This window comes from Paraburkholderia madseniana (genome assembly GCF_009690905.1).
In the GTDB taxonomy this organism is placed as follows: Bacteria; Pseudomonadota; Gammaproteobacteria; order Burkholderiales; family Burkholderiaceae; genus Paraburkholderia; species Paraburkholderia madseniana.
On the sequence record NZ_VOSW01000054.1, the window covers coordinates 43,147 to 68,450 of the forward strand.

Genomic DNA, 25,304 nt, shown 5'->3' on the forward strand with positions numbered 1-25,304 from the left:
GACCGTATGCTAAATGACCTCTGGTACAAGAATGCAATCGTCTATTGTCTCTCCGTCGGCACTTTCATGGACGCGAATGGCGATGGCGTCGGCGATTTCCAAGGCCTGATCCGCCGGCTCGACTACCTTCAGGGGCTCGGCGCCACGACCATCTGGCTGATGCCTTTCCAGCCGTCGCCTGGCCGCGACAACGGCTACGACATCTCCGATTACTACAACGTCGACCCGAAATACGGCACCCTGGGGGACTTCGCCGAGTTCTCGCATGCGTGCCGCGAGCGCGGCTTGCGCGTGATGATCGACCTCGTGGTCAATCACACGTCCGATCAGCACGCGTGGTTCAAGGAAGCACGCAGCGATCCTGACTCGAAGTATCGCGACTGGTATGTATGGGCCGACAAGCAACCGCCGAACGCTAAAGACGGGGTGGTATTTCCCGGCGTTCAGAAATCGACCTGGACCTACGATAAGCAGGCCAAACGCTGGTTTTTCCATCGCTTCTATGACTTCCAGCCGGACCTGAACACCGCGAACCCACATGTGCAGGCCGAGTTGCTCCAGGTGATGGGCTTCTGGATCCAGCTCGGCGTGTCGGGATTCCGGATGGACGCCGTGCCGTTCGTGATTGCCACGAAGGGCCCGAAAGTACGCAAGCCCGTCGAGCAATACGACATGTTGCGGACCTTCCGCGAGTTTCTGCAATGGCGCAAGGGCGACGCGATCATCCTCGCCGAAGCGAATGTATTGCCCGATACCGACCTCGATTATTTCGGCGACGACGGCGAGCGCCTGCAGATGATGTTCAATTTCCAGGTCAACCAGAACACGTTTTACACCCTCGCGACCGGCGATACGGGTCCTTTGAAGAAAGCGCTGACAGCGACGAAACCACGTCCCGCGACCGCTCAATGGGGTGTATTCCTGCGCAATCACGACGAACTGGATCTGGGCCGTCTGACGCCCGACCAGCGCGCCGCCGTGTTCGCCGCGTTCGGCCCGGACCCCGACATGCAGCTATACGAGCGCGGCATTCGCCGCAGGCTTGCGCCGATGCTCTCTGGCGACAGGCGCCGTCTCGAGCTCGCTTACAGCCTGATGCTGACCTCGCCAGGTACGCCGGTATTTCGCTACGGCGATGAAATCGGCATGGGCGACGACCTGCGCCTGCCGGAGCGCGAATGTACGCGCACCCCCATGCAATGGTCGACCGAACCCCATGGCGGCTTCACGAAGCACCCGAAGCCGTCGTGCCGGGTCATATCGGGCGGCGCTTACGGTTTCGAGCGAGTGAACGTCGCCAGCCAGCGGCGGGACCCGAATTCGTTCCTGAACTGGACCGAGCGCGTGATCCGCATGCGCCGGGAAGTGCCGGAAATAAGCTGGGGCGATTTCGCGGTCCTGCGTACATCGCGCAACGAGGTCCTCGCGCTGCGCTACGACTGGCGAAACAACTCGGTGATCTGCGTGCATAACTTCGGACCCGAGGCCTGCACGGTGAAGTTCCGCTCGGGCTGCAGCGGGCAGGGCGAAAACCGCCTCATCAACCTCCTCTCCGACGACCACAGTGTGGAAGCCGATGGCGGGCGGCATACCGTAGTGCTCGAGCCGTACGGGTATCGATGGTATCGGGTGGGCGGCCTCGATTACCTGCTGAAGCGAAGCGAGGTTTAGGTGTGTGACCGTCCGCCAGTCGAGCGAATGGCTAGCGGAGGTCGAGGTCTGCTTGTTGCCGGCGGGCGGGGACCGGGCCAGTTTCTGCCATTCGTGCGTCACATAGAGCGGTCCTTCGAACGGCTGGTTAACTCCGAAAGCCGCCCGATGCTGAACGCGAGAATTTCGACCATATCCCTGAATAACATTGCGTCACCGGCAAGTGACCCGCGAAGGAGGCTGTTGCGTCAGCGCGTAACAGCGGGAACACCGAGCGACGTACATCAGAATGGTCGAAGTGGTTTCGCTCCCATGCAAGGCAGCGGAATCTGCTGCCGGAACAGTTGCATCGTTGGCCGCCGTGCCAACCACACCGTCGATCAGGCCCGAATCGGCATCGACGCCAATGTGGGCTTCATCCCAAAGTGCCATTCGTTTCCCTTCTTCGTTTGATGCATCTAGGGTCACGACTCTTCTCGGCGTCCTTGGTCGACGGTGGCGCTTCGATGATCGTCGCGTCAACCACCGGGCCTTCTTTCATCGACAGTCCGCACTACGTCAAGCCGTTCGTGGAGACCAACAAGAATGACCGCAATACGTTCCGCGAACGATCGGGTGACAGTGGCAAATCAGGAGCGGGCGATAAATCAGGCATGCTGATGGTGTTTCAGTTGTCGCAGGTGCAGATGGTTTCCGTAAGCCGGATTTTCATTCTCGCGCCGTGATGCGATGAGACTCCGATCGTCGGCGTAGCGCGATGGCTCGCGAGCGAACGGTCGAACGCTTAGGATCCCGATGCCAGGGATTCCGACGATCTTCGGCACGACGACGGATAGTGTTTCATTGTCGGGCAGGCTCTTGTTCAAAACGCGTGCGCATCCATCGTTCTAAGGCTGACCGCGGCGTTGTCTGACTGGCCGCAGTCCGAGGCGGAGCCGAACCGGGTCGCACACGCGGCCCGGCCCGACGCCTCGTCGCGGCGGTGCCCGACATCAACGGGGGCTTGCCACACGAGCAACTCACTATGCGAGACTTGACATGACTGATAAACCCATGACCATGAGCGAACTCGAGCAGCAATTAAAGCCTCGCGCCGCGGCGCGCCGGGCGGCGGCGCCGATCTCATTCGAGCCGCCGGTGATCCCCGCCATAGCGGGAGAGCGGGCTTTTCCCGCACCAGTGAAGGGCACGTTGCTCAACCGCGCGGAAGTGCGCGCTCAGGCGTCCGGCGATGCGGTGCTCGCGCCTCATGTGCCGGAGCACATTGCTTTCAATCCGCACCGTCCGGCGCTCGACGAGCGATTCCGGCGTCACGGATTCTTCGATCTCCATCTTGACCTGCCCCCGGGAAAATACCGCACGACCACCATATTTCCCCCGGATCAGAGAATTGTCTTTTCCGACACGGCGTACCCGTGGAGCACGGTCGGCAAGGTGGACCTCGGCGGCGGCTTCGGCAGCGGATGTCTGGTCGGCCCGCGCCATTTGCTGTGCGCCTCGCACATGATGACCTGGAACGCTGACGGCACAGTCAATCAGGTGACGTTCACGCCGTCATCGTTCGACGGCAACGCGCCGTTCGGCAATTCCGCCATCGTGCACTGGTACGCGTATCGCAAGGTGGTCGGCCCGAACGTTGGCATCGACGACATCGAGGAGGACTACGTCGTCCTCGTGCTGAGCAATCGCCTCGGAGACGTCTGTGGCTGGATGGGCACGCGAGGATATTCGCCCGCTTGGAACGGCCAGACGGTCTGGAGTCATATCGGCTATCCGGCGGACATCAGCGGCGGCAGGCGACCTACATTCCAGAACGGCATCGCTATCGACAAAACGGACGGAAGCACGACGGACGAGGCCGAGGAGCAACGCGCCGACGTTTTCCCGGGGCAGTCCGGCGGGCCGTTCTTCGGCTGGTGGACCGGTGACAAGGGCCCGAGCGTGACAGGCGTGCAGAGCGCGCAGAACCCGAGCACCAACCTTGCCGGTGGCGGAGTCGACATCGTCAATTTGGTGAAGGAGGCGCTTACCGCGTTCCCCTGACACGCGGTCGGTCTGATTCACGCGCGATGAGAGCGGGCCGGGAATAACACACGTCGCCGGCAAATGAAGGGGGCTCCGTTCATGGCGTGGCCGGTTGAGCCGCGTCCGTTGCGCCAATTTACATAGGATGCGTGCGCCCGCAGCGCCGCCCGGGACTCGTCGCAGGACGCTCGCGTCGTTCAACGTAGCCGAGACAACTTCTCAACTGGCGCGACACTTCCTCTCGGCGGAAGCCGTCGCTGGCCGGGTTACCGCATCAACCATGTCCGTGTCTAGAGATCTCATAGGTTTTCGGGACGTACAGTCTTCCAAGACCAAGCTCTTAAAGACTGGGCAGACTCGTGGCGGGAAACAAGCAACGTAAGGCAAAACGCGGCCACATCCAGACGTTCGGCGAGCGGGGAAACTTGCAGTTGGAATGGCTGCATTACTCCGGAACCTGACGGACGAGGTACGCGCACAATTCGGCCTTAGCAGCCGCTGGCGCGACCATTCGCCGACGGCCTTGACGGGCTTTGCTGACTTCAGTCCAGCAACTAGATGAATCGCAGGTTTGCGATGCCAGATTTTCCCTCATTTCGTGAGTCTGAACTGCCCTAGGTCCAACGGTTTGGAGCACGTGGCATGAGCCGAGGCATGATTCAGCCGATCTCTGTCAGCCGTCGGCAACTCAGGTGACGGGGTGAAGCTTCACTGGCATTCTATTCGGCACCATCGTAAAGGCAGAAATCTCTTCAATTTCCTCCGGGTCGATTGCCAGTTCGACTCTGAAATGCTTCATCAACATTGATATCACGAGTCTCATCTCGACGCCTGCCAGATAGCGGCCCGGACAAACTCGTGGGCCCGCGCCGAATGTCAGGTAAGCCTTCTGTTCATGCGCACCGTCAGACGGATCCCGGGGATGCTTCCAGCGGTCAGGGTTGAATACCTCCGGATGCACGAAATTCTGCGGGTCCAGCATGCTCGGGCGCGTTAGGAAGAACATGCGCGTTCCCGCAGGTATGGCAACACCATCTAAGCACACATCGGATAGCGGCTCGAACGTCTGTATCGCTGCAACGGGCCGCAGTCGTAGGGCCTCGCTGCACACCGCCTCACAAAGATCGAGGTGCTTTAGTGCATCGTAGTCCGGACAGACCGGGGATCCACCGAGTGCTGCAGATGATTGTTCAAAGAGCCGATGCTGCAAAGGTAAATCCGCAGCAATGTACATTAGCGCCCAGGCAATTGCATTTGCCGTCGTATCTTCGCCCGCGACCAGCAGCGTCAGGACGTTGGCCGAGACCAGTTCGTCGGTTACCGTTGAATCGGGCTCATTGCGCGCCGCAAGCATGGCTTCGAGCAGATTGTGCGGCGGCGAATCACGAGACTGTCGCATACGGTCCTGTGCTCGTTCAATCATTTTTTTAATGTAACCATGCACTTCCACCATTGCACGCGCGAGCCGCCGGTCTTCCGGTAGCGAGACATAGCGCCAGTATGGAAATAGCGCTGTGACACGTCTCATGAGCGCCGGCAGTATCAGCGCCAGCTGTTCCTGTATCACACCGCGCTCCTGCTCAAGCGTATGCGGATCCTCGCCGAAGGCGAGCGTACTTGTCACGTCCACGGTATAGCGCTTAAGTTCGTCCGCCATTTCTACCGTTCTATTATCCTTTGCGGCGCTCTGGAGGCGAACGAGGAAACGCTGGGTAATCGACGATAGCGCCGGATAGAAGGACTTGATATTGGAAAAGGACAGCGCACGCATGATCAGCCGGCGCTGCGGTTCCCAGGCAGGGCCTTCGGCAGAGAAGAGCCCGTTTCCGCCAAGTTCTGTCATTGCGGATTCTATCGGCGAAAAACGCCGGTACAGGTTCGGACGCTCGCGCATGACAGTCTGAAACAGCTCCGCCTCCGTCCAGACTGTTATCGGAATCGTGCCGAGTTGGACCCTGAACGGTGAACCGTACTGCCCGGCCCATCGCTCCAGGGTCACGTGGAGTTTTGCGGGCGCCATCTGAAACAGGTTTCCCAGCAGGGGCAAGCCGGGTGGGCCAGGCAGATCTGCGACAGTTCGCGAAACCTCATTCGTGTTGAGATGAAGGTCTGCCATGCTTTCCTCCGCTTTGCCCGCCACGCCCCCATCAGGCCAGCGGCCGGATGTTCTGATTCATGTGGAAGAAGTTTGTCGGATCGTACCTGGCCTTGATCTGCTGAAGCCGTCGGTAATTGGGACCGTATGCTGCAATCGGCTCGCCCGTGTCATCGTCGTCCAGATAGTTGACATAGCGACCCGCGGCAAAGAAAGGCTGCATCTCTTCGTACGTTTCGCGAGCCCACGCGACGCATGCGTGGGACTCCTCCGCTTGCAACCATTGAGCGAGCACCAGGAAGTTATAGCCCTCGCGGCGGTGCGGGAACGCGGTGTCGCTAACATCTACGCGGGTTACCGCGCCGTGGAAATGTTCGAGAAGCAGTTGACCCTTCGTCGTCGGGCATCGCGCGAAGCATCTGATCATGGCCTCAATCGCGGCGTCACTCAGCTCTGTGAGGAAGCTGGACTTCCAATAGTTAAGAGCGCCTTTCGGGAAATTGGCGTCGAGCATCCTGTTGAGCTGGCAGTAAGGCATCGGCCCAACGGCATCCACGATAGGATGCGCGAACTGTTTCAGCGGCCGCATGGCTCCTTCGGCGTCTTCCAACGACCCACAATGGCTAGCGACCAAGGCAGCCACTTCCTTGCCGGACCCGTCCGGCGCATGCGTCAGTGTTGCGTACAACGTCTGCTCATCAGGTAGCGATGGCGCAATGTCGCGGAAAAATTCCAGCAGGGCGCGCGCGCGTTCGATCGGGTGGACGATCGGGCCGCCCATAATGGTCGGCCCAACTGGGTGAAGTTCATACTCGAAGCTCGTGGCGACGCCGAAGTTTCCGCCGCCGCCTCGAAGAGCCCAGAACAGCTCAGGCTCCCGGTCCTTGCTCGCCCGCAACACCTTGCCGTCGGCTGTGACGAGATCCACAGCTCGCAGATTATCGAGTGCCAGGCCGTATTTGCCCATCAGCCAGCCCACCCCACCCCCGAGAGTAAGCCCGGCAATGCCCGTGCTTGAGACGACGCCACCGGTGACGGCCAGGCCATGCAACTGCGTCTCGCGATTGAGCTCGCCCCAGGTAACGCCGCCTTGCGCCCAGACTGTTCTGCTTTCTGGATCGACGTGGATGCCTTTCATCGACGAGAGATCGACCACCACCCCATCATCAATCGTCGCCCGTCCCGCCACGTTGTGCCCGCCGCCGCGAACTGCAACCTCAAGGCCGAGCCTGCGGGTGACATCGAGGGCTCCGACAACGTCGGCCACGCCTTGACATCTGGCGATCAAGGCGGGGCGCTTGTCGACCAGGCCGTTGTGAACCTTTCTCGCATCTTCGTAACCGGCGTCCATGGGTTTCAGAATCTGCCCCCGGAAGGTGGCAGCAAGCTCGGCCTCTGCGTCGGCCAGGGATCGGATCGGTAGCATGGGTTTTCTCCTCGAAGCCGCCCCAAGTCATATGCGGTCGCGTTGAAGTTGTGTAGCTTGTTTGTTATAGGGCGCCACCGACAGCACATGCAGACTAATGCGAGCCGCAATCCGCCACTCGTTTCTCCGCTCTCAGGAACAGACGTCAGACGTAGTTCTCCTTGGAGCACGTGGTCCGCATCGTGCAGATCGACCACGGTACCGATCGATGGTTGCGGCTCAAAATCGAAGAGTAATGTTCCGTCTCAGTAGCCAGCACTTAGCTCGTCACTCGTCGGCTCACGCTGCCATTGGAAGCGGCATGCAGGGATAAAAAGGTTCAGAAACCACGCTCACACTAATGTTCACAATCGCGCCGATTGTTGCCGCGGGGAGACCCCTCCCTTTGCAGACGCGGCAGGGCTGGCCCGCAAGGACTTGGGTTTCGCGACGGGCGTACTCGCATGTCCGGTACTCAGCCAATCCGCGAGCGGCTGTTGAATGCTAGAAGCCGCCGTTATGGTCGCGTTGAGTCGCTCGGCCGAAGTGGGTCGAACTGAGCCGGACGTCATGCGGCTCAGTTCGGCCACGACCCGCCGTTCGGAACGCATGCTTGAATGGCTGCTCTATGATCAACACTGGACATATGCATGATAACGCCGCACTCCGAGTGCACGGACCGCGCAAATTTTCCTCGCCGGCGAAGTTTCCGCTTGTCAGCAGACTCAAGGCGCCGGCGCTCTGCGCGCGAATCTCGGAGGGGCAACGTAAGGGACTGAAAAAGCCGTGTATGGTTGGCCACCTTCAATGGTGATGGCGGCGCCACTAAATCAAGGCGCGGGCACTTCAGCTTCCCGCAGATCACGATATGCGGGGTAGGGATCGTTCAGGAAAGCGGCGTTGACAATGGGCGGCAGGCAGCCGGCAGATCTGTCCGGGTGGCAACTACCGCGGCTCTCATGCGGCCTGTCCCGAGGTGCGCATCCCCAACCTGGCGAACAGGGCCTGGTCCCGTTGTGACTGCGGATTGGCCGTGGTCAACAGCTTGTCCCCATAGAAGACGGAGTTTGCGCCCGCGAGGAAGCACAGCGCCTGCATGGATTCGTGCATTGCCTCCCTGCCGGCGGACAGCCGCACCATGGTCTGCGGCATGGTGATACGGGCGACGGCGATGGTCCGCACGAACTCGAACGGGTCGATGGGCGCGGTGCCGGCCAGCGGGGTGCCGTCCACCTGCACCAGGTTGTTGATCGGCACCGATTCGGGATAGGGGTCGAGATTGGCGAGTTGCGCAATCAGCCCGGCGCGTTGCTCGCGCGATTCGCCCAGCCCAACGATGCCGCCGCAACACACATGAATGCCGGCGTCGCGCACGTGCGTCAGGGTGTCGAGGCGATCCTGGTAGGTGCGCGTGCTGATGATGCGCTCATAGAACTCCGGCGCGGTATCGAGGTTGTGGTTGTAGTAGTCCAGCCCTGCCTCTTTCAGCCCATTCGCCTGGTCCGCGTTGAGCATGCCGAGCGTCACGCAGGTCTCCATGCCCAACGCCTTCACCTCACGGATCATGGCGGAAACGCGTTCCATGTCACGCTCCTTGGGACTGCGCCAGGCCGCCCCCATGCAGAAGCGCGTTGCACCCTGGGCCTTGGCCGCGTTGGCGGCGGCAACGACCTCTTCAAGCGGCATCAGCTTGCTGGCCTCTACGCCCGTTTCGAAATGAGCCGATTGAGGGCAATAGCCGCAGTCTTCCGCACATCCCCCGGTCTTGATCGAAAGTAGCGTCGACAACTGCACCTCATTGGAGTTGAAATGCTGCCGATGCACCTCCTGGGCACGAAACATCAGGTCCATGAAGGGCAGGCCGTAGAGCGCCAGGATGGCCTCCACGCTCCACCGCGCAACGGTACCTGACTCGCGCGCTTGCGCGGCGGCAGTGGCGGCGGTTACTGCGGCGGCCCCGGCGCGCAGCGAGGCAAGGGAGACGATGGCAATGGGTTTCATGATTATTCCGTTCTACGTAGCTTTCTCAGACGCCCGGCGCCTGACCGGCGATGGTGACGCGCTGCCCGTAGCGGTTGAGCGGGTAGTAGTCCCAGACCGCGTGGTGTTGTGTGCATCGGTTGTCCCAGAACACCATCGAGTTCAGCGTCCAGGGGATCCGGCAGACGAGCGGTGGCGTCAGTTCGATCATTCGATAGAGCATCTCAAGCACGCACCTGCTCTCGTAGCTGGTGAGCTGGACGATGCGGGACGTGAAGCCCCGGTTGACGAACAGCAGCTTGCGGCCGGTCTCGGGATGGCGCACCACGATCGGATGCTCGGCGGTCGGAAAGCCTCCCTCCGGCGCCTTGTGTTTGTAGTTGCCGACGTACGGAATCGCGCCGTCGTGAATGGCGGTCATGCCCTCGAGCAAACTCTTGAGTCGATCCGACAGCATGTCGTAGGCGAGGTACATGTTGGCGAACATGGTGTCGCCGCCGATGCCTCCCTCTGGCATCTGCGTGACGTAGAGCATTGAGCCCATTGGGGGTTCGGCATCGCACGACACATCCGTGTGCCAGCCTTCGCCGGCCACACTCCTGGAGTGCTTGCCAGCCTTGACCTCGAAGATCTCCGGGTCCTTGCCCGGCTTTACGGCGTTGAGCGGATGCACGTGCAACGCGCCGAAGCGCCGGCCGAGGCGCTTGTGCTGCTCGGGCGTCATCTGCTGGTCGCGGAAGATGACGACCAGATTCTCCAGCCACGCATGACGGATCTCGTCGAACTGTTGATCCGAGAGTTCGGTGGACAGATCCACGCCGCCGATTTCCGCGCCGATCGTGTGCGTCAGCGGCTTGACGCTGATGGTTTCGTAGTGCCGGCGAGGACGGCTGTTCCACGCCTCGATGGCGCTTAATCCATAGTCGTTCATTGTTTGCTTCCTTCCTTTCGTGATGCCAGGTATGTGTCTCGTAGGGTGTTCTTCGTGACCTTGCCCGCGCCGTTGCGCGGCAGCGCGTCGACGAACTCCACCAGGCGCGGTTTCTTATAACCGGCGATGCGCTCTGCGCAGTGGCGCTGCAGTTCTTCGGCCGTGGTCGTCGTGCCGGTGCGCGTGACCACGAAGGCCGCGACCGTCTCACCCCACTCGGAGTCGGGCAGCCCCAGCACGGCGGCTTCCGACACTGCGCAATGGCTGACGAGCGCATCTTCGACTTCGCGCGCGTAGACGTTGAAACCGCCCGAGATGATCATGTCCTTGTTGCGGCCGACGATGTACAGAAAGCCGGCCTTGTCGAAGTAGCCGAGATCACCCGTGTAGTACCAGCCGTCACGTACCGTTTCGGCAAGCAGTTCGGGCCGGCGCCAGAATTGCACCTCGCCGATGCCGCGATGCTCGATCGTGATTTCGCCGATCTCGTCCGGCGGCAGCGCGGCGCCGCTGGTGTCGCGGATCACGATGTGTACGTTGGCCGTCGGCCGTCCGCACGACAGCAAGCGGTGCTCCTGCGTCACATCACCGACCAGATGATCGTCTGGGTACAGCACAGTCAGCGGTTGCGCCGCTTCCGTCATGCCGTACTGCTGGCGCAGGATCGGCCCGAATGCGGCGATCGCACGCTTGATGAGCGCGGGCGGCGTCGGTGCAGTGCCATAGTGGATGCGCCGCAACGATGACAGATCCGCCTTGGCGCCGCCTTCCACTGCGTCGACCAGGCGGTTCAGCATCGTGGGCACGAGCATGATCTGGGTGATGCGGTACCGCTCGATCAATGCGAGCACCGCCCCCACGTCGAACCCGTCTTCTATCACGTTGCGCGCCCCGCACATGTAGCAGGGCAGCAAGTGGACTCCGGCTGCGTGCGTCAATGGGCCGACGTGCAACATCGCGTCGTCCGGACCAAGCCGATACTCCATCGCGTCGAAGTGATTGGTGAGGCGGGCCTGCCAGCGCGCGAGCGAGTAGGCCACCCCTTTGGGCTTGCCGGTCGTGCCCGAGGTATAGGCGAGGCGTAGCAGATGTTCGGAGCCGACCTCGATTGCGGGTGCTGTCTCGCTCGCGGTGCGGACAAGTGTCTCGTACTCGATCGTTCCCGGTGCCGACCATCCGAGCGCGACGACGTGCCTGAGCGCCGGCGCCGGGGCTGACGGCAGGCGGGCGGCCAGCCGCGCGCCGACGTCGCGGAACTCCGGGCCTACGATCACGATGGCAGCTTCGCAGTCGTTGAGGATATCCACCTGCTCATGCAGTGTGTGGCGGGCATTCAGTGGCACGTAGGTCAGCGCGGCCTTCTCCGCTCCGAAGAAGCTGTCTACGGTCTCTTCTGAATTGGCAAGCAGCGCCGCGATGCGCTCGCCGGGCTTCAGCCCGAGCGAGATCAGGGCGTTGGCCAGCCGATTGCTGCGTCGTTCGACCTCATCGAACGTGATGTTGCGGCCCTGAAAGACGAGGGCGGTTCGGCTCGCGTGCTGAGCCGATGCCCAGGAAATCATGCGGCCCGCAATCTGAGTGCTCATATAAAATTGTCCGATTGTCTACAATAGTAGGTGGCAAAGCACCGAAAATCGGTGCGGTACGTCAGCCTTGCTGAAGGTGCTTCACGGCTGCGACGCGCGACGCCTCGACGAGGCCTTCGAGAGCCGCTGCGGCGAGGTCGGCGTTGCCGGCCTCAAGGGCGATCACGAAGCTGCGCCAGCTGGCGGCCGACTGTGTGCGGCGTTGCGGTTCGCGCAATCCGAGCCGGGTATATCGCGCTGTCTGGTTGACGAGCGACTCCAGCATCTCCACCAGCCGATGGTTGTCGCAGGCGGCGAGTAGCAGCCGGCTGAGCAGCATGCTGATTTTCGCGTGCTCTTCCGTCGCGCTCTCCTGACCGCCGAGCGCTTCCAGAGCACGAACTTGCTGATCCACCGCCTTGATCAGTGCCGGCGGCGCAGGGCAGATCTTGCGGGCAAGCAGGCCGATGAGGGAGCGCCGAACCTCGAAGAGGTCGTTGACTTCCTTTGCGCTGAGTTGCGTGATGTGCGCGCCGCGCTGTGGCAAGATGCGCACGACGCCACTCTTTTCGAGGATCCGCAGCGCTTCCCGGATCGGGCCGCGGCTGACCTGGAACTGCGACGCCAGCTCCTGCTCGCGCACGCGATCGCCTGGCTGGTAGTCGCCTCGTAACACCGCGTCGGTGATGCTCTCTGCGATCTGTTCCGGCATGGTCAGGGGCCGCGGGCTGCCGCGGCCTCCGCGCGAACCGGTGGGGACCGCAACATCGGCAATGTTGTCGTCAGTGGTCGACATGATTCCGTTTAGCTTATGTAGGGTTGTAGTACTGCACCAGCAGTCTATCATAACGTATTCGTGTTGACAATATTACAATATTGCTTGGGCGTCAAGCCGACCGCTGCGCGAGTTGCTACCGCCCTTGAATCGATGCCTCAGGGACCACCATTTCGCCAGGATCGGCTTCCAGCTCACGGTCGCAAGTTTCTTCAGTCGCGTCTTCATGCTGATTCCGGCGCTGGCGTCAACCAGGCCGCCAACCCGGGACGCGTGACCATGAAAATCATGGGAGCACGGCCTCGCTGGCACCCTGAGGCGTCGGGGCCTTGCTACACAGGCGCCGCGCCGCCATCAGGAAGAACAGCGCCGACGCGATGGCCACGATATCCGCCCCCAACAACACCTTCGTGAGCGGCGCGCTTACGCCGGCGCGCGCCAGCGCGTCGCTCACCGAGCCAATGGCAAAGCTGCCGATGGCGACGGCGAAGACGTTGATCAGCAGCATGCAGCAACCGGTAATGGTCGAACGCATCTGCGGCGGGGTCAGGCTCTGGATGACCGTGATGGCCGGCCCATACAGCGCCAGCGGGAGGAAGAATCCGGCGCACATCCCCACGTAGAACAGCGGGGAGCCGGCCGGCGCCAGGCGGTAAGCGATCATCAGCGGCGCTGCCAGCAGCACCAGTATCAGCATGAACGTAGCGAGCCCGCCAGGGAGGCGGCGCGCATAGCGGTCGCCCAGCGCGCCACCGGCGATCGAACCCAGCGTGCCGAAGACGATCTGCAGCATCCCGATCGTCCTGGCGATACCGGCGCCATCGAAGCCGCGCTCACGCACCAGCCATAGTTGCGTGAATGAAAGCCCGGCCGCGACCATATGGACCAGTACGAAACCAGCGATCGTCAGCACGATCGCCGGGTTCCCTCGCAGCAGGGCAACGACGGCACGCACCTGCGCGGCGAAAGGTTCGCCGCGCGCGTCTTGCGGCCGCTCGTCGCGGTGCTCGCGCAGCAGCGATAGCGGCAGCGCGAGAGCCATCCCGATCGCGCCCAGCGCAAAAAAGGTCGTGCGCCAGCCATGCTCGGCGCCAAACGAGCCGGCGAGCAGGAAGCTACAGCCGATGCCAACCGGAATGCCCATGAAGAACAGGCCAATCGCCGCGCTTCGCCGCTGAGAGGCGAAGACTTCATACAGCAGCGCCACGGCGGCCGGGATCAAGGCGGCCTCGCCACTGGCGACGAGAAAGCGTGCTGCTACCATCTCCCCGAACGTGTGTGCCGTGCCGGAAGCCGCGGTGCATACGCTCCAGATGACGAGACCGACGGCGATCAGGCGGGGGCGACTGAAGCGGTCGGCGAGTGTTCCCATGAGCACCGACATCACACCGTAACTCAAGACCCACACGGCACCGACCAGGAAGCCGTACTGCGCGTTGCTGAGCGCCAGGTCCCGCGTGATCTGCGGCGAGAAGCCCAGCAGCATGTTGCGGTCGATTTGACCCAGAAGATGAATCGTCAATAGTGTGGCGAGCACAGCGCCCGGCCTGTTCTTCCAGTTCATGCGTGTCTCCTTTTCGGCGACATTGGCCGAATTCGTATGATTGTCGACACATTGGCCCCCAAATACCTTAGCAGAGCCGTGCGTCCTCAGTCGTGTTCGATCACCGAGAGGTCCTGGCCTTCACGCACCGCTTCGCCTTCCTTGACGAGTACGGAGATCAGGCGGCAGGTCTCGGGCGCTATCACTGGAATTTCCATCTTCATCGATTCCAGTGTCAGAACAACCTGATCTTCATCCATGCTGTCGCCGGGTTGCGCATCGATCCGGCCGAGGCCGGTGATCTTGCCGTCAGCCGGCGTCGACTCGCGATCGGCGGCTACTGCCGACGTGGCAAGCGTGCCGATTTCCTTGAACGAACCTTCGTCGAGCAGACGTTCGACACGTTCCCGGGCGTTCAGCGCGCCGGTCGCGCGCCGCTGCTCGAGCTTGGCGCTGCCTCCCATCGCCAGGGCATGGCGCACGCGGGCGTCGAATTGTTCAGACTGTTCTGAATATGTGGCGGTGGTCACAGGGGAGGCTCCGAAAGAGGTGTCGCGATGATGGCTACAATAACAGCAAGTCTTATTGTTGACAATGACACAATCTGTAAATATCATTGAGTCAAGGGAGCAGCCGCGGATACTGAAATGAATATTGAGACGAACACCGAAATGAAACGCGTTCTGGTCACGGGTGCGGCCGGCCTCATTGGCGACGCTCTGACAGAGTCCGAGGCGCTCGGCTTCGCGGCGCTCGGCTTTGCTCACGACGGAACCCCTTCGCGACTGGTTGTTCGCGCCATGGAGAATTGAGAGATGTCACTGACACACACAGACGTCACCCGGATCCTCGAACTGCTCGATCGAGCCGCCGAACTGGATTCGCTGGAGGTCAAGCTGGGCGACTTCGTCGTTCAGGCAAGCAAGCCCGGTGCCGTTGCCCCGGACAGCGCGGCGGTGTTTCGGCCCGCTGCGACGGCTTCGCCGGCAGCCATGCAAGTGACGCCGAACGCTGCGCCGGCCGCGGAAACCGCCGTGCAGATCCCGGAAGGCATGGTCGCAATCCGTGCCCCGATGGTGGGTACCTTCTATAGCAGCCCGCGCCCGGGCGAGCCGCTGTTCGTCGAAGAGGGCGGGGTCGTCGAGGCTGACACGACCGTTTGCCTCGTCGAGGTCATGAAAATGTTCAATTCGGTGGAGAGCGCCACGCGCGGCATCGTTCACAAGATTCTGGTCCGTAACGGCGAACTGGTGCAGCACAACCAGGTGCTCATGCTGATCGCGCCGCTTCCCGCCTGACCGAAACGAGGAGAGTCACTCATGGTTCCAGTCGTCAAGCACGACATCCGGCGCGTCTTTGTCGCCAATCGCGGCGAGATCGCCGTGCGTATCATTCGCGCCTGCCGCAGCCTCGGCATCGAGACGGTAGCTGGCCTCTCAGAGGCGGACGTCGAAAGCCAGGCCGCGCGCCTCGCCGACCAGCACGTCGTACTTGGCCCGCCCCCGGCTTCGGAGAGCTATCTCAAGATCGCCAATCTGGTACGCGCTGCGAAAGAATCGGGCTGCGATGCGGTGCACCCCGGTTACGGCTTCCTTTCTGAGCGCCCGGCGTTTGCCCGCGCCTGCGCAGAAGCGGGGCTCATCTTCATCGGCCCGTCGCCCGAAGCGATCGACGCGATGGGCGACAAGATTACCGCCGTGGGCCTCGCCGCCAAGGCCGGCGTGCCGCGCGTGCCGGGCTCCGGCGCGTTGGCCGACCCTGAAGCCGCGCGCCGGATCGCCGCGGAAATCGGTTATCCGGTGCTGATGAAGGCGACCGCGGGCGGCGGCGGTCGCGGCATGCGCGTCGTGCGCTCCGACGACGAGGTCGAAGCCGCGTTCAAGTCGGCATCGTCGGAAGCCCAATCGGCCTTTGGCGATGCGACGCTCTATGTCGAGAAGTTCATCGAGAAGGCGCGGCACATCGAGATCCAGGTGATGGGCGACCAGCATGGCAACGTGGTGCACCTTGGCGAGCGCGAATGCTCGACCCAGCGCAGGCACCAGAAGCTCATTGAAGAGGCACCGTCGCCGTTCCTCTCGGATGAGATGCGCGTGCAGATGGGCGAAGCAGCCGTGGGCCTGGCGCGTAACGTCGGGTACTTCGGGGCCGGCACGATCGAGTTCGTGGTCGACGACAGGGACGGCAAGTTCTATTTCCTTGAGATGAACACCCGCATCCAGGTCGAGCACCCGGTCACGGAAGAGGTGACGGGGCGCGACCTGGTGGCAGAGCAGATTCGCGTCGCCTGTGGGCTGCCGCTGTCGTTCAGTCAGCAGGACATTGCGCTCGACGGTCACGCGATCGAATGCCGCATCAATGCCGAGGACCCGGACAAAAACTTCCTGCCGCGGCCCGGACGTATTGATCGGTGGCAGCCACCCTCGGGCGAGGGCGTGCGGCTTGACACGCATTGCCATGAGGGCTACACGGTGCCGCCGTACTACGACTCGCTGATCGCCAAGCTGATCGTTCATGCGCCGACGCGCGCCGAGGCGATCGCGCGAATGAGCCGGGCGCTGGCCGACTTCCACATCGAAGGTCCGGCTACGACGATCGCGTTCCACGAGGCAGTCCTCGAGCATGACGATTTTGCGAAGGGCCAGGTCACAACCCGCTGGGTCGAAGACACTTTTATTCCGGCCCGCAAGGCGGCGCTGAAGGCGGCCACGGCCGTGGAGGTGCAATCATGATCGCGCGCGTTCAGTTCTCCGACGTGAGCTTGACCGACGGACAGACCGTCACCTGGTCGGGCGCGCTGACCACGGCGATGGCGCAGCTTCCGCTCGCGCGAATGGCGGGAACAGGCGTCACTGAGGTCGAGGTCATCAGCACCACTACGTTTCATGAGTGCCTTGCCCGTGGCGAGGATCCCTGGCAGCGCGTGACGGCATTGCGTGCGGCCGCCGGGTCGCTGGTACTGCGTGCACGTCTCGACCTCCTGACCGAACACGGCGGCCGCGGTGCCGACGTGCTGTCGCCCGACGTCGGCGCGGCCTGGATCGCCGAGCTCGCTGCGCGTGGCATCGCGCAGGTTGTCATCGTCGATCCGCTGTTGCAGCGCGACCGGTTGCGCCCGATGTTCCTCGCGGCGCGCCGGGCCGGTGTCAGCGCCATCGGTGTGCTGCCGTACGACGCCGCCGAGCGTCGCACGGACGCGTGGTACTGCACGCAGGCCGCGCACCTTGTGGCCGACGGGGCCGACCGCGTGATGCTGCGCGACGAGGCCGGCGTGCTGACGGTGGACCGCATCGCGACGTTGTTCCCGTTGCTGCTCGAGACGCTGCGGGCGACGCCATTGCAATTGCATACGCGTTGCCAGACGGCGCTCGCGCCGCAGGTCGTCATCGAAGCGGTGCGCCTGGGCGTGGCGGGCATCGACACGGCACTGCCATGCGTGGCTAACGGCGCGTCGGTGCCGTCGCTGACGAGACTGGTGCGTTCGCTCGCACTGCTCGGCGTCGACGCCGATGTGCCAGACATGGCCAGTGTTGCCGAAGCGGACGCGGAACTGGCTCGGATTGCCGACGCTGAGGGCTTGCCGGCCGGTGCGCCGTGGGTGTTCGACGTGGCACCCTATGTTCACCAGTTGCCAGGAGAAATCGCGGCGCAGGCGATGGACGCGTTGACCCAGTCCGGTCAGCTTGCCGGGCTGCACGCGTTTGCAGAGGAGTGCGCTCGTGTGCGCGCCGAGGTTGGAAACCCGCCGATGGTCGCGCCGTTCGCCGGACCCATCGCGGCCCAGGCGTGGCAGCACTTCAATGGCATGGCGCGCTATGCCGAGCTCCAGCCCGGCCTGCGCCGCATCCTGCTCGGCGCCTACGGGCCGGTCGACGGCGCATTCGATCGCGAACTGCAACAACGGGTCGGAGCGCTGGGGAAGATTGAATGCAAGAGCCTCGAGGACATCCGCCGCGCGATGCCTCTGCTTGACGATGCGTCGCGCCTGCTGGCGCATGCTTTCGCGGCAAACCCGTCGTCAGTGCCTCGTGAGTCGAGCGCCGCCGAACTGACTTATCGGCCGGCTTCACCCTGGGACCGCCTGGCGCTTGGTCTCCTCCAGCGCTCGCAGCGTTACGCATTGCTGAGCGTGACGGGCCCGGGCGTCGATATCCGCCTTCACCAGTGCAAGGAGTAGCCTCAATGTTCGAACACCTGAAGAGTCTCGTCGCGGCTCAGACCGCGCGCACTGGCAAGCGCCGTACCATCCACCTGACAGACGACACGCTGCGCGATGCCCAGCAATGCCTGTGGGCCACCCGCATGCGCACTGAGCACATGCTGCCCATCGCCGAACGCATGGACCAGGCCGGCTTCGTCTCGATGCAGACGATCGCGCTGGTCCAGTTCGATGCGAGCGTGCTGTTCCTGAATCAGGACCCGTTCGAGCGCATCCGCCTGCTGCGTGAGCGGATCACCCGCACGCCGATGCGTGGCGCCGTTCGTAGCAACCTGATGCGCGGTTTCTTTCCGGTGGCCGACGATATCACCGACCTCTTTGTCGAACGGCAGATCGCCAACGGCATCCGCGAAGTTGCAGTTTTCGATGCATTGCTGTGCTCGGACAATCTCGCCTCGAGCATCGGCACGGCACATCGGCTCGGCGCCAATGTGACGCTCGGACTCGGCTACAACATCGCGCCCGGTTATGACGACGCGCTATATGCGCGGAAAGCGCGCGAAGGTGTCGAGCGTTTCGGCGTACAGACCGTCGCGCTTGGCGATGCGGCTGGCATCCTCACGATCGACAGGGTCCGCACGCTCGTGCCGGCGCTGAAGCAGGCGATCGGCGACAAGCGGCTGGAATTCAACACGCACTGCTTGACCGGGCTCGGGCCATGGCTCGCGATCGAGGCCGCGGTGCACGGCGCGGACAGCATCCTGACGGCGGTCGATCCGCTGGCCAACGGCAATTCGCTGCCGGCCAGCCAGATGATTGCGCGCAATCTGCGCGAGATCGGCTTTGATGTCGTGGTCAACGACGGCTTGCTCGACGAGGTTGGGGACTACCTCGGCGCAGTGGCGCAACGGGAGCAGCAACCGGTCGGGGCGCCTGCCGAGTACGAACCCAGTCACTACGTTACCCAGTACGCGGGCGGCGCGATGAGCAATCTGGAATCGCAACTCAGGCAGGCCGGGATCGCCGACAAGCTGCCTGCGGTGCTCGAAGAGATTGGCCGCGTGCGCGTCGAACTCGGCTCGCCGATCATGGTCACGCCTTATCCCGCGATCGTCGCGGCACAGGCGGTGATGAACGTCCTCAACAACGAGCGCTACAAGGTGGTGCCTGACGAAGTGAAGAAGTACGTCTGCGACTATTTCGGCGAGTTGCCCTTGCCTGTGGATCCCGACGTCAAGGACCGCATCCTCCAGAGCGGCTCGCGCGATGTCGCGCTCACACCGCCGCCGCTCGAACCGGTGCTGCCGGGCCTTCGCAAGCGCTACCCGAAACTGGACGATGACGCCCTGCTGCTGCGCTATATGTATGGCGACGAGAAGATCGACGGTCTGTCACCCACGGGCAACGGCGACGAGTTCAGCGTGCGCAATCCGCTCGCCGATCTGGTCGCAGGTCTCGGACGGATTCGACGGCGCGTCCAGGTCACTGGCGCGACCTTTGGAGCCAGCATATGAGCCGGCCGCTACCCCAACCGACCACGGAGACCGCGCCGTTCTGGGCGGCCGCCAGGGCGGGCAGGCTCGCGATACAGCGCTGCACCGCCTGTGCACGGCATCAGTTCTACCCCCGACCGTTCTGCACCGTTTGCCTGTGCGACGACATGGAGTGGGTTGATGCGAGCGGCCGGGGACGAATCTACACCTACACGATCTGCCACATTGCCGCCAACCCGGCGATGGCCGGCAAGGTGCCTTACGCAATCGCGATGATCGACCTGGCCGAGGGTGTCCGCATGCTCACCCAGATCGTCGATTCCGACCTGGATCAGCTCAGCGTCGGCGCGCCGGTCGAAGTGGTGTTCGAGTCGATCAGCGACGACATCACGCTTCCTCAATTCAAACTCTCGGTGGCTTCATGATTACAGACTCGTTCGATGCCGGCGCGGCGAAGTTTCCCGACCGCGTCTGCCTCCAGGATTCGAATACCCGGCTCACATACGCAGAGGTGGAGAGTAATTCGCATGCGGTCGCCTTCGCGCTCGGCGAACTCGGCCTCGGCGACGCCCATGTCGGTATCCTGACGCCGAATAATCTGATCGGCTTCGTCGCGATGCTCGGTATCCTTCGCTCCGGCGCCACTTACGTGCCGCTGAACGGGCGCGACGCCATTGACGACCTGATCTGGTTCATGCATTTCACCGAGGTGAGTGCGCTCGTGTGCCACGCGCAGTTCACCCCGCACCTGGCGCGCGTTCGAGAAGGCGTACCGACGCTAAAGGTCGTGATCGGCCTCGACGAGCCAGTTGAGGAAGGCGGGCCGTGCATCGCCGGCTGGAGCCGCGCCCACGCGGGCCGCCGCGTCGCCGTGCGTAAGCCGCTCGACGCTGTCGCGCAGATCAAGTCGTCCGGCGGCACCACCGGACGGCCCAAGGCCATCATGCAGACCCATCGCTCGCTGCTGACCGCATACCGCATCCAGAACCAGTTTGCCGTGCCCGAGAAGGACCCCGTGCATCTTGTGGTGGCGCCGCTTACGCACGCCGCGGGCGCGACGACGATGGCGATGGCGATCTTCGGCGCACGCAACGTGCTCACGCCGTCGCCAGACGCCGGCGGCATCCTCGAGGCGATCGAGCGCGAGAAGGTCACGCACCTGTTCCTCACGCCGACCATGATCTACCGGTTGCTCGCGCATCCGGACGCCAGCCGTCGCGATGCTTCGTCGCTCGAATGTGTGATGTACGGCGCCGCGCCGATGTCGGTGGAGAAGCTGAGGGAGGCGCTGGCCTTGTGGGGGCCGGTGTTTTTCCAGGCCTACGGACAGGCAGAAGTACCGGGCGTTATCACCTGCCTGTCGCGCTCTGACCATGAAGTCGGCGACGATCCGAGGCACCTGAAGCGCCTAAGCTCGGCGGGCCGGCCCACGGGCGCCTGCGAAGTGGCGCTGATGGACGATGACGGGCAAATCGTCGGTGTGGGCGAGCGCGGTGAGATCGTGGCCAAGGGCGAACTGGTGTCGCCGGGGTACTTCAACAACCCGCAGGCCAATGCCGATGCGCACCAGTTCGGTTGGCATCACACCGGCGATATCGGCGAGTTCGACGCCGACGGCTACCTGTACATTGTCGACCGCAAGAAGGACATGATCATCTCCGGTGGATTCAACATCTATCCCGGCGAGATCGAACAGGTGATCTGGGGGCATCCGGCCGTACAGGACTGTGCCGTGGTCGGCATCCCCGACGAGGACTGGGGTGAGCGCGTCACCGCAGTGGTCGAGCTCAAGCCCGGCCAGTCGGTCAGCGCCGACGAACTGATCGCGATGTGCAGGCAGCGCCTGGGCAGCACCAAGGCCCCCAAGGATGTGGTGTTCTGGGAAACGTTGCCGCGCAGTACGGTCGGCAAGGTGCTCAAGAAGGACATCCGCTTGCAGTTCGGCGCGAAGAGGTAGGCGGCGATGAAGAAGCATGCACTCGCTCACCAATATGCGATCGTCGGCATCGACGAGGCTGGACTCGGCAAGGCCGGCCCCGGAGACACGGCGCTCAGCCTGCAATGCCGCTCCGCGCGCGGCGCGATGCTCGACGCAGGCATCGCGCCGCACGATATCGATGGCGTGTTCGCCTACTGGGACGACCGCGCGGCCGGTCTGCTGGTTACCGAATACCTCGGCCTGAAGCCGCGCTACGTTGACAGCACCCTGGTGGGCGGCCAGTCGAACATCACGAACCTTGTCCACGCGATCGGCGCCATCGAGGCCGGCCTGTGCAACGTGGCGCTGATCACCTACGGTAGTACGCAGCGACTGGACCGCAGCCGCCAGAAGGGCGGCCACGCTACCGACCCACGCTCGCCCAACGGACAGTTCATCCAGCCCTATGGAATGCTGAGTCCAATTGGTTTCTACGCGATGCAGGCGCAGCTGCACATGCATCGCTACGGCACGAAGCCGGAGGACTTTGGCGAAGTCGCGCTGGCCGCTCGCAAGTGGGCACAGCTGAATCCGAACGCGGCGGCGCGTGAGGACCTGACGATGGAGGCCTACCTGGCTGCGCCGATGGTGTCCGATCCGCTGCGCAAGTACGACATCTGCCAGGTGACCGACGGTGCCGGAGCGATGATCGTGACGCGCGCGGACCGTGCCCGCGACCTGAGGAAGCGCCCGGTTGTCGTACGAGGCTTCGACGATGCATATCTGCACCATACGACGCCGCTACGCAGCAACGACTGGCTCGACGACGATGTTCTCGCGACGTGCGGCGCCAACGCACTGGCGATGGCGCAGACGAGCCGCAGCGACCTCGACGTCGTGCAGATCTACGATGCGTTCACGATCAACGTCTTGCACGGCCTGGAGGCCTTGGGCTTCTGCGCGCCGGGCGAGGCAGGCGCGTTCGTGCGCGACGGCCGGATCGCGCCGGGCGGCGCATTCCCGCTCAACACGTCGGGGGGCGGGCTGTCGTTCAACCACTCCGGACAATTCGGCATGCAGCTCATGATCGAGGCGGTCCGGCAGATGCGCGGCGAGGCCGGGGAGCGCCAGGTGAAGGATGCGCGATCGTGTCTGGTTCAGGCCGGTGGTCTCGTCATGTCGGCGTACATGGTGATGGTCCTGGGAGCCGACTGAGCATGCTGTTCGCGGTACCGATGGCGGACACCACGAAGGTCAAATCGCGAGTGGCGGACACCGAACGCCGTCGTGTCGGCCGATGCGGTGTTGCTTCGTGTTACTGGCAAGGTGTTGGAAAACGGCGTGCGTGGGTAGTTTGAGCACTATTCGTAGCCGTCGTCTGATGACAGCGACGGATTACGTTGTGAAGGTGGATCTGGCAGTTGCGGGTTGAGCATATAAATTAATTAGGAGACAGAATGAAGTTGAAAGGAATCGCTGTGGTCGCGTTGGCCGCAATCGGAACTTCGGCGTACGCGCAGTCGTCGGTGACGTTGTATGGCGTCATTGATTCCGGTCTGCTTTATCAGAGCACCTCGGCTGCCTCCTTCAGCCCGGCGGCGAAGAACCTCGGGAAGGTCTATCGCTACAAGGACGGTGGCATCTATTCGAGTCTCTGGGGCATGAAAGGCACCGAGGATATCGGCGGCGGCTACCACGTCAACTTCAGGCTGCAGGGCGTGTTCGACAGTGGCACCGGCAAGTTCGGTCTCTCTGATACGCCGGGCGTTGCGGCGCAGTTCAATCAGGTCGCGACCGTCGGCCTCTCCGGCCCGTTCGGTTCGGTCAACCTGGGCCGCCAGATCGTGCCGATGGCCTACGCGATGGCGGAGACCGACGTTCGCTCGGGCCAGTACTTCGGCAGCATCCTGACCGCGTGGCTGGGCATGAACACGGCGGCGGGCTGGCCGGGCACCAGTACCAACGGACCAATCGGCGCGCTGTACGACAGCAATGCGATCGTCTATCAGTCGCCGAGCTTCGGCGGCGTGAGCGGCGCGCTCGAATACGCGCCAGGCGGCGTCGCGGGAAGCTTCCAGGGTGGCACGCGCGAATCGGCGGTGCTGAAGTATTCGAATTACGGGCTGAAGCTGTCGGCGGTGTACTACAACGGTCATGATACGAACCCCGGTCCGACGACCGTCCCCACCGGGCTCGACAACAATCGCTTCTGGTATCTGGGTGCGCTGTACACGATCAAGGGCTTCTCCGTTTCAGCGTCCTACAGTAACGGCAAGAATCCCGCGCACTCGAATCTGGTCGACCTGGACCTGTATTCGGTCGGGCTCGGCTATCGCTTTACGCCGGCTTTCCAGGTCACGAGTGGCCTGTATTACCTGAAGGACAAGAATAACTCGGCCAACAAGTCGACCGAGATCGCCGCGGGAGCCGAATACAGCCTTTCCAAAGCCACGCTGGTTTATGCGCAGGTTGGCTACGTGAACAACAAAGGCAACGCGACCACGACCATCACCTATGGCGCGCCCGTGGCGCCACGCATGGGAACCACCGCGGTCAACATCGGTCTGCGTCACTCTTTCTGATCGAACCCGGGACCGGCTCGCACACCCTTCGTACGCGAGCCGCGTCCTATCGCGGCGGGCGCCGAGCGACAGCGGCGAAAGTTGTCGCCACCCGGAAAGGCGGGATGAGCATTGACCTTCCTCACCGACTCGTCATAGTGAGGACCGTGCGAAACCACAGGGCCAATTCCGTCATCAGATTTTCAGACGCGACACCTTGGTACCCGAGAGGGAGACGTCGCCCATCAGACCGGCATTCGTCAGCACGAACGCTTCGACCGGCGCGGTTGCCGTGTTCGTATCAATCACCCCGTTCGCTCCTACCTTCACAAGCGCGACCGATCCTTCGCCCCCTGCTGACCAGCCGTCGGAGCGGCGAAAGCGGTTGAGCGCATCACGCGTCATGAACAGGAAGATGATGGCCTTGGATTGGCCACCCGCCTGGAGGCCGAACGAACCGGATACCGTACTGTAGTAGCCCACCGACTTCCCGCCTACGCGCAATGCACCTTCGCCGTATTGACCGCCCACGACGAAGCCGGCTTGAATCACGGAGGGGAACACGAGCACGCCGTTCGCCTTTGCGACAAGTTCCCGCGAACCCCTGACGTTCGCGTAGAGTCGCGACATGGTGCCCTGGACCTTTGCATCGATTGACCGACGTTTCGCTGCGTTGGACTCGCTGGTCGCTGCATGACTCGTCGTGGCCGTACAAGCCGCGAACGAAAGACCGGCGACAGCGAGCGCGGCAGCCCCTGTCCGTATGAAGTTTCGCCTTTGCATCGCGACCTCCATCATGGTTCGTTGCTAAATTCCTACTGAGGGAGCAACTGACTAAGGTTATATACCATAGCTCTGTTTCGTCCTTCGCCGCAATGCACGGACTGAGTCGATCATTGCGATTTTCCGCCCTGACCGCCGTCCTTATCGGCGCACGCAGACAGCGAACATTGGCGCCTATTCGCTCGCTCCCGTCTCTCATCATAGCGGCAACTGGACAGACAAAATCAGGTCAGGGTCGCGCGCGGATGTTTCTCACCGGAGCCGAATGCTTTCCCGCGAGGCGAAGATCCGTTGAGGGTGTGCGCCGTGAAAAGGCGGCGCTTTCCAGCGGGTGCAAGCCCCGCCCGGCAACCGCTCCAGCCGGAAGCAACCGGAGCAGTCATGGAGGTAACGAAGTGGCTGAAGCCTCTGGTAATGCGTG

The 25,304-nt window shown here is 62.9% G+C and carries 20 protein-coding genes and 1 pseudogene; 11 read left to right on the forward strand and 10 right to left on the reverse strand.

The genetic code is table 11. From position 1 onward, the window contains the following. Positions 1-6 precede the first annotated feature (6 nt). Positions 7-1,671, forward strand: coding sequence for an alpha-amylase family protein (locus FSO04_RS26380; RefSeq protein WP_154564041.1), 1,665 nt, complete (start codon positions 7-9; stop codon positions 1,669-1,671). A 282-nt stretch (positions 1,672-1,953) separates the two neighbouring features. On the opposite strand, the pseudogene FSO04_RS26385 reads toward FSO04_RS26380, so the two are convergent. Then, positions 1,954-2,200, reverse strand: a pseudogene (locus FSO04_RS26385) (transposase); the annotation flags it as partial. Here FSO04_RS26385 and FSO04_RS26390 point away from each other — a divergent pair. Together FSO04_RS26390 and FSO04_RS26395 are read left to right on the forward strand one after the other, a co-directional pair. Next, positions 2,157-2,375: a hypothetical protein gene (locus FSO04_RS26390; RefSeq protein WP_154564043.1), complete on the forward strand. Its 219-nt coding sequence runs from the start codon at positions 2,157-2,159 to the stop codon at positions 2,373-2,375. The pseudogene FSO04_RS26385 and the gene FSO04_RS26390 overlap by 44 nt on opposite strands. Positions 2,376-2,688: 313 nt before the next feature. Further along, positions 2,689-3,693, forward strand: a complete 1,005-nt coding sequence (locus FSO04_RS26395; RefSeq protein ID WP_154564045.1) for a trypsin-like serine peptidase — start codon at positions 2,689-2,691, stop codon at positions 3,691-3,693. A gap of 670 nt (positions 3,694-4,363) precedes the next feature. Here the strand turns inward: FSO04_RS26395 and FSO04_RS26400 are convergent. The 8 genes from FSO04_RS26400 to FSO04_RS26435 all read right to left on the reverse strand — a co-directional run bounded on the left by FSO04_RS26400 (position 4,364) and on the right by FSO04_RS26435 (position 14,736). Further along, positions 4,364-5,791, reverse strand: a complete 1,428-nt coding sequence (locus FSO04_RS26400; RefSeq protein ID WP_154564047.1) for a cytochrome P450 — start codon at positions 5,789-5,791, stop codon at positions 4,364-4,366. A gap of 31 nt (positions 5,792-5,822) precedes the next feature. Beyond that, a complete protein-coding gene (locus FSO04_RS26405; RefSeq protein WP_154564049.1) occupies positions 5,823-7,196 on the reverse strand; it encodes an FAD-binding oxidoreductase in 1,374 nt (457 codons plus the stop codon). 936 nt (positions 7,197-8,132) lie between these two features. After that, positions 8,133-9,176, reverse strand: a complete 1,044-nt coding sequence (gene bioB, locus FSO04_RS26410; protein ID WP_154564051.1) for a biotin synthase BioB — start codon at positions 9,174-9,176, stop codon at positions 8,133-8,135. A gap of 25 nt (positions 9,177-9,201) precedes the next feature. Further along, positions 9,202-10,086: a TauD/TfdA dioxygenase family protein gene (locus tag FSO04_RS26415; protein ID WP_154564053.1), complete on the reverse strand. Its 885-nt coding sequence runs from the start codon at positions 10,084-10,086 to the stop codon at positions 9,202-9,204. Further along, complete coding sequence (locus tag FSO04_RS26420; RefSeq protein WP_154564055.1) at positions 10,083-11,672, reverse strand: class I adenylate-forming enzyme family protein; 1,590 nt, start codon at positions 11,670-11,672, stop codon at positions 10,083-10,085. Before FSO04_RS26420 ends, FSO04_RS26415 begins: the two co-directional genes overlap by 4 nt. A 61-nt stretch (positions 11,673-11,733) precedes the next feature. After that, positions 11,734-12,447, reverse strand: coding sequence for a GntR family transcriptional regulator (locus FSO04_RS26425; protein WP_166618251.1), 714 nt, complete (start codon positions 12,445-12,447; stop codon positions 11,734-11,736). A 265-nt stretch (positions 12,448-12,712) separates the two neighbouring features. Further along, positions 12,713-13,990: an MFS transporter gene (locus FSO04_RS26430; protein WP_154564059.1), complete on the reverse strand. Its 1,278-nt coding sequence runs from the start codon at positions 13,988-13,990 to the stop codon at positions 12,713-12,715. Between the two features lie 86 nt (positions 13,991-14,076). Continuing rightward, positions 14,077-14,736, reverse strand: coding sequence for an acyl-CoA carboxylase biotin carboxyl carrier protein subunit (locus tag FSO04_RS26435; RefSeq protein ID WP_154564061.1), 660 nt, complete (start codon positions 14,734-14,736; stop codon positions 14,077-14,079). Positions 14,737-14,784: 48 nt separating this feature from the next. Between FSO04_RS26435 and FSO04_RS26440 the strand changes: the two genes are divergently transcribed. The 8 genes from FSO04_RS26440 to FSO04_RS26475 all read left to right on the forward strand — a co-directional run bounded on the left by FSO04_RS26440 (position 14,785) and on the right by FSO04_RS26475 (position 24,121). Further along, entirely contained in the window at positions 14,785-15,267 is a 483-nt protein-coding gene (locus FSO04_RS26440) for an acetyl-CoA carboxylase biotin carboxyl carrier protein (protein ID WP_154564063.1), read from the forward strand. A gap of 21 nt (positions 15,268-15,288) precedes the next feature. Further along, positions 15,289-16,701, forward strand: a complete 1,413-nt coding sequence (gene accC, locus FSO04_RS26445; RefSeq protein WP_154564065.1) for an acetyl-CoA carboxylase biotin carboxylase subunit — start codon at positions 15,289-15,291, stop codon at positions 16,699-16,701. After that, positions 16,698-18,146 carry a hypothetical protein gene (locus FSO04_RS26450; protein WP_154564067.1) on the forward strand — a complete coding sequence of 483 codons (1,449 nt, stop codon included), beginning with the start codon at positions 16,698-16,700 and terminating at the stop codon, positions 18,144-18,146. The genes accC and FSO04_RS26450 overlap by 4 nt, the downstream gene beginning before the upstream one ends. A 5-nt stretch (positions 18,147-18,151) precedes the next feature. Beyond that, on the forward strand, positions 18,152-19,642 hold the full coding sequence (locus tag FSO04_RS26455) for a carboxylase (RefSeq protein ID WP_154564069.1): 1,491 nt from the start codon (positions 18,152-18,154) through the stop codon (positions 19,640-19,642). Next, on the forward strand, positions 19,639-20,046 hold the full coding sequence (locus tag FSO04_RS26460; protein ID WP_154564071.1) for a Zn-ribbon domain-containing OB-fold protein: 408 nt from the start codon (positions 19,639-19,641) through the stop codon (positions 20,044-20,046). The genes FSO04_RS26455 and FSO04_RS26460 overlap by 4 nt, the downstream gene beginning before the upstream one ends. Next, entirely contained in the window at positions 20,043-21,578 is a 1,536-nt protein-coding gene (locus tag FSO04_RS26465; protein ID WP_154564073.1) for a class I adenylate-forming enzyme family protein, read from the forward strand. The genes FSO04_RS26460 and FSO04_RS26465 overlap by 4 nt, the downstream gene beginning before the upstream one ends. A gap of 6 nt (positions 21,579-21,584) precedes the next feature. Continuing rightward, positions 21,585-22,754 carry a thiolase C-terminal domain-containing protein gene (locus tag FSO04_RS26470; protein ID WP_154564075.1) on the forward strand — a complete coding sequence of 390 codons (1,170 nt, stop codon included), beginning with the start codon at positions 21,585-21,587 and terminating at the stop codon, positions 22,752-22,754. Between the two features lie 242 nt (positions 22,755-22,996). Next, positions 22,997-24,121, forward strand: coding sequence for a porin (locus tag FSO04_RS26475; protein WP_154564077.1), 1,125 nt, complete (start codon positions 22,997-22,999; stop codon positions 24,119-24,121). 174 nt (positions 24,122-24,295) lie between these two features. On the opposite strand, the gene FSO04_RS26480 is transcribed toward FSO04_RS26475, so the two are convergent. After that, positions 24,296-24,883 carry a BPSL1445 family SYLF domain-containing lipoprotein gene (locus FSO04_RS26480; protein WP_154564079.1) on the reverse strand — a complete coding sequence of 196 codons (588 nt, stop codon included), beginning with the start codon at positions 24,881-24,883 and terminating at the stop codon, positions 24,296-24,298. Between the last annotated feature and the right edge of the window lie 421 nt (positions 24,884-25,304).

Coding starts and splice junctions, on each gene's coding strand:
- FSO04_RS26380 (WP_154564041.1), top strand. CDS start 7: ATGCTAAATGACCTCTGGTACAAGAATGCAATCGTCTATTGTCTCTCC.
- FSO04_RS26390 (WP_154564043.1), top strand. CDS start 2,157: ATGATCGTCGCGTCAACCACCGGGCCTTCTTTCATCGACAGTCCGCAC.
- FSO04_RS26395 (WP_154564045.1), top strand. CDS start 2,689: ATGACTGATAAACCCATGACCATGAGCGAACTCGAGCAGCAATTAAAG.
- FSO04_RS26400 (WP_154564047.1), bottom strand. CDS start 5,791: ATGGCAGACCTTCATCTCAACACGAATGAGGTTTCGCGAACTGTCGCA.
- FSO04_RS26405 (WP_154564049.1), bottom strand. CDS start 7,196: ATGCTACCGATCCGATCCCTGGCCGACGCAGAGGCCGAGCTTGCTGCC.
- bioB (WP_154564051.1), bottom strand. CDS start 9,176: ATGAAACCCATTGCCATCGTCTCCCTTGCCTCGCTGCGCGCCGGGGCC.
- FSO04_RS26415 (WP_154564053.1), bottom strand. CDS start 10,086: ATGAACGACTATGGATTAAGCGCCATCGAGGCGTGGAACAGCCGTCCT.
- FSO04_RS26420 (WP_154564055.1), bottom strand. CDS start 11,672: ATGAGCACTCAGATTGCGGGCCGCATGATTTCCTGGGCATCGGCTCAG.
- FSO04_RS26425 (WP_166618251.1), bottom strand. CDS start 12,447: ATGTCGACCACTGACGACAACATTGCCGATGTTGCGGTCCCCACCGGT.
- FSO04_RS26430 (WP_154564059.1), bottom strand. CDS start 13,990: ATGAACTGGAAGAACAGGCCGGGCGCTGTGCTCGCCACACTATTGACG.
- FSO04_RS26440 (WP_154564063.1), top strand. CDS start 14,785: ATGTCACTGACACACACAGACGTCACCCGGATCCTCGAACTGCTCGAT.
- accC (WP_154564065.1), top strand. CDS start 15,289: ATGGTTCCAGTCGTCAAGCACGACATCCGGCGCGTCTTTGTCGCCAAT.
- FSO04_RS26450 (WP_154564067.1), top strand. CDS start 16,698: ATGATCGCGCGCGTTCAGTTCTCCGACGTGAGCTTGACCGACGGACAG.
- FSO04_RS26455 (WP_154564069.1), top strand. CDS start 18,152: ATGTTCGAACACCTGAAGAGTCTCGTCGCGGCTCAGACCGCGCGCACT.
- FSO04_RS26460 (WP_154564071.1), top strand. CDS start 19,639: ATGAGCCGGCCGCTACCCCAACCGACCACGGAGACCGCGCCGTTCTGG.
- FSO04_RS26465 (WP_154564073.1), top strand. CDS start 20,043: ATGATTACAGACTCGTTCGATGCCGGCGCGGCGAAGTTTCCCGACCGC.
- FSO04_RS26470 (WP_154564075.1), top strand. CDS start 21,585: ATGAAGAAGCATGCACTCGCTCACCAATATGCGATCGTCGGCATCGAC.
- FSO04_RS26475 (WP_154564077.1), top strand. CDS start 22,997: ATGAAGTTGAAAGGAATCGCTGTGGTCGCGTTGGCCGCAATCGGAACT.
- FSO04_RS26480 (WP_154564079.1), bottom strand. CDS start 24,883: ATGCAAAGGCGAAACTTCATACGGACAGGGGCTGCCGCGCTCGCTGTC.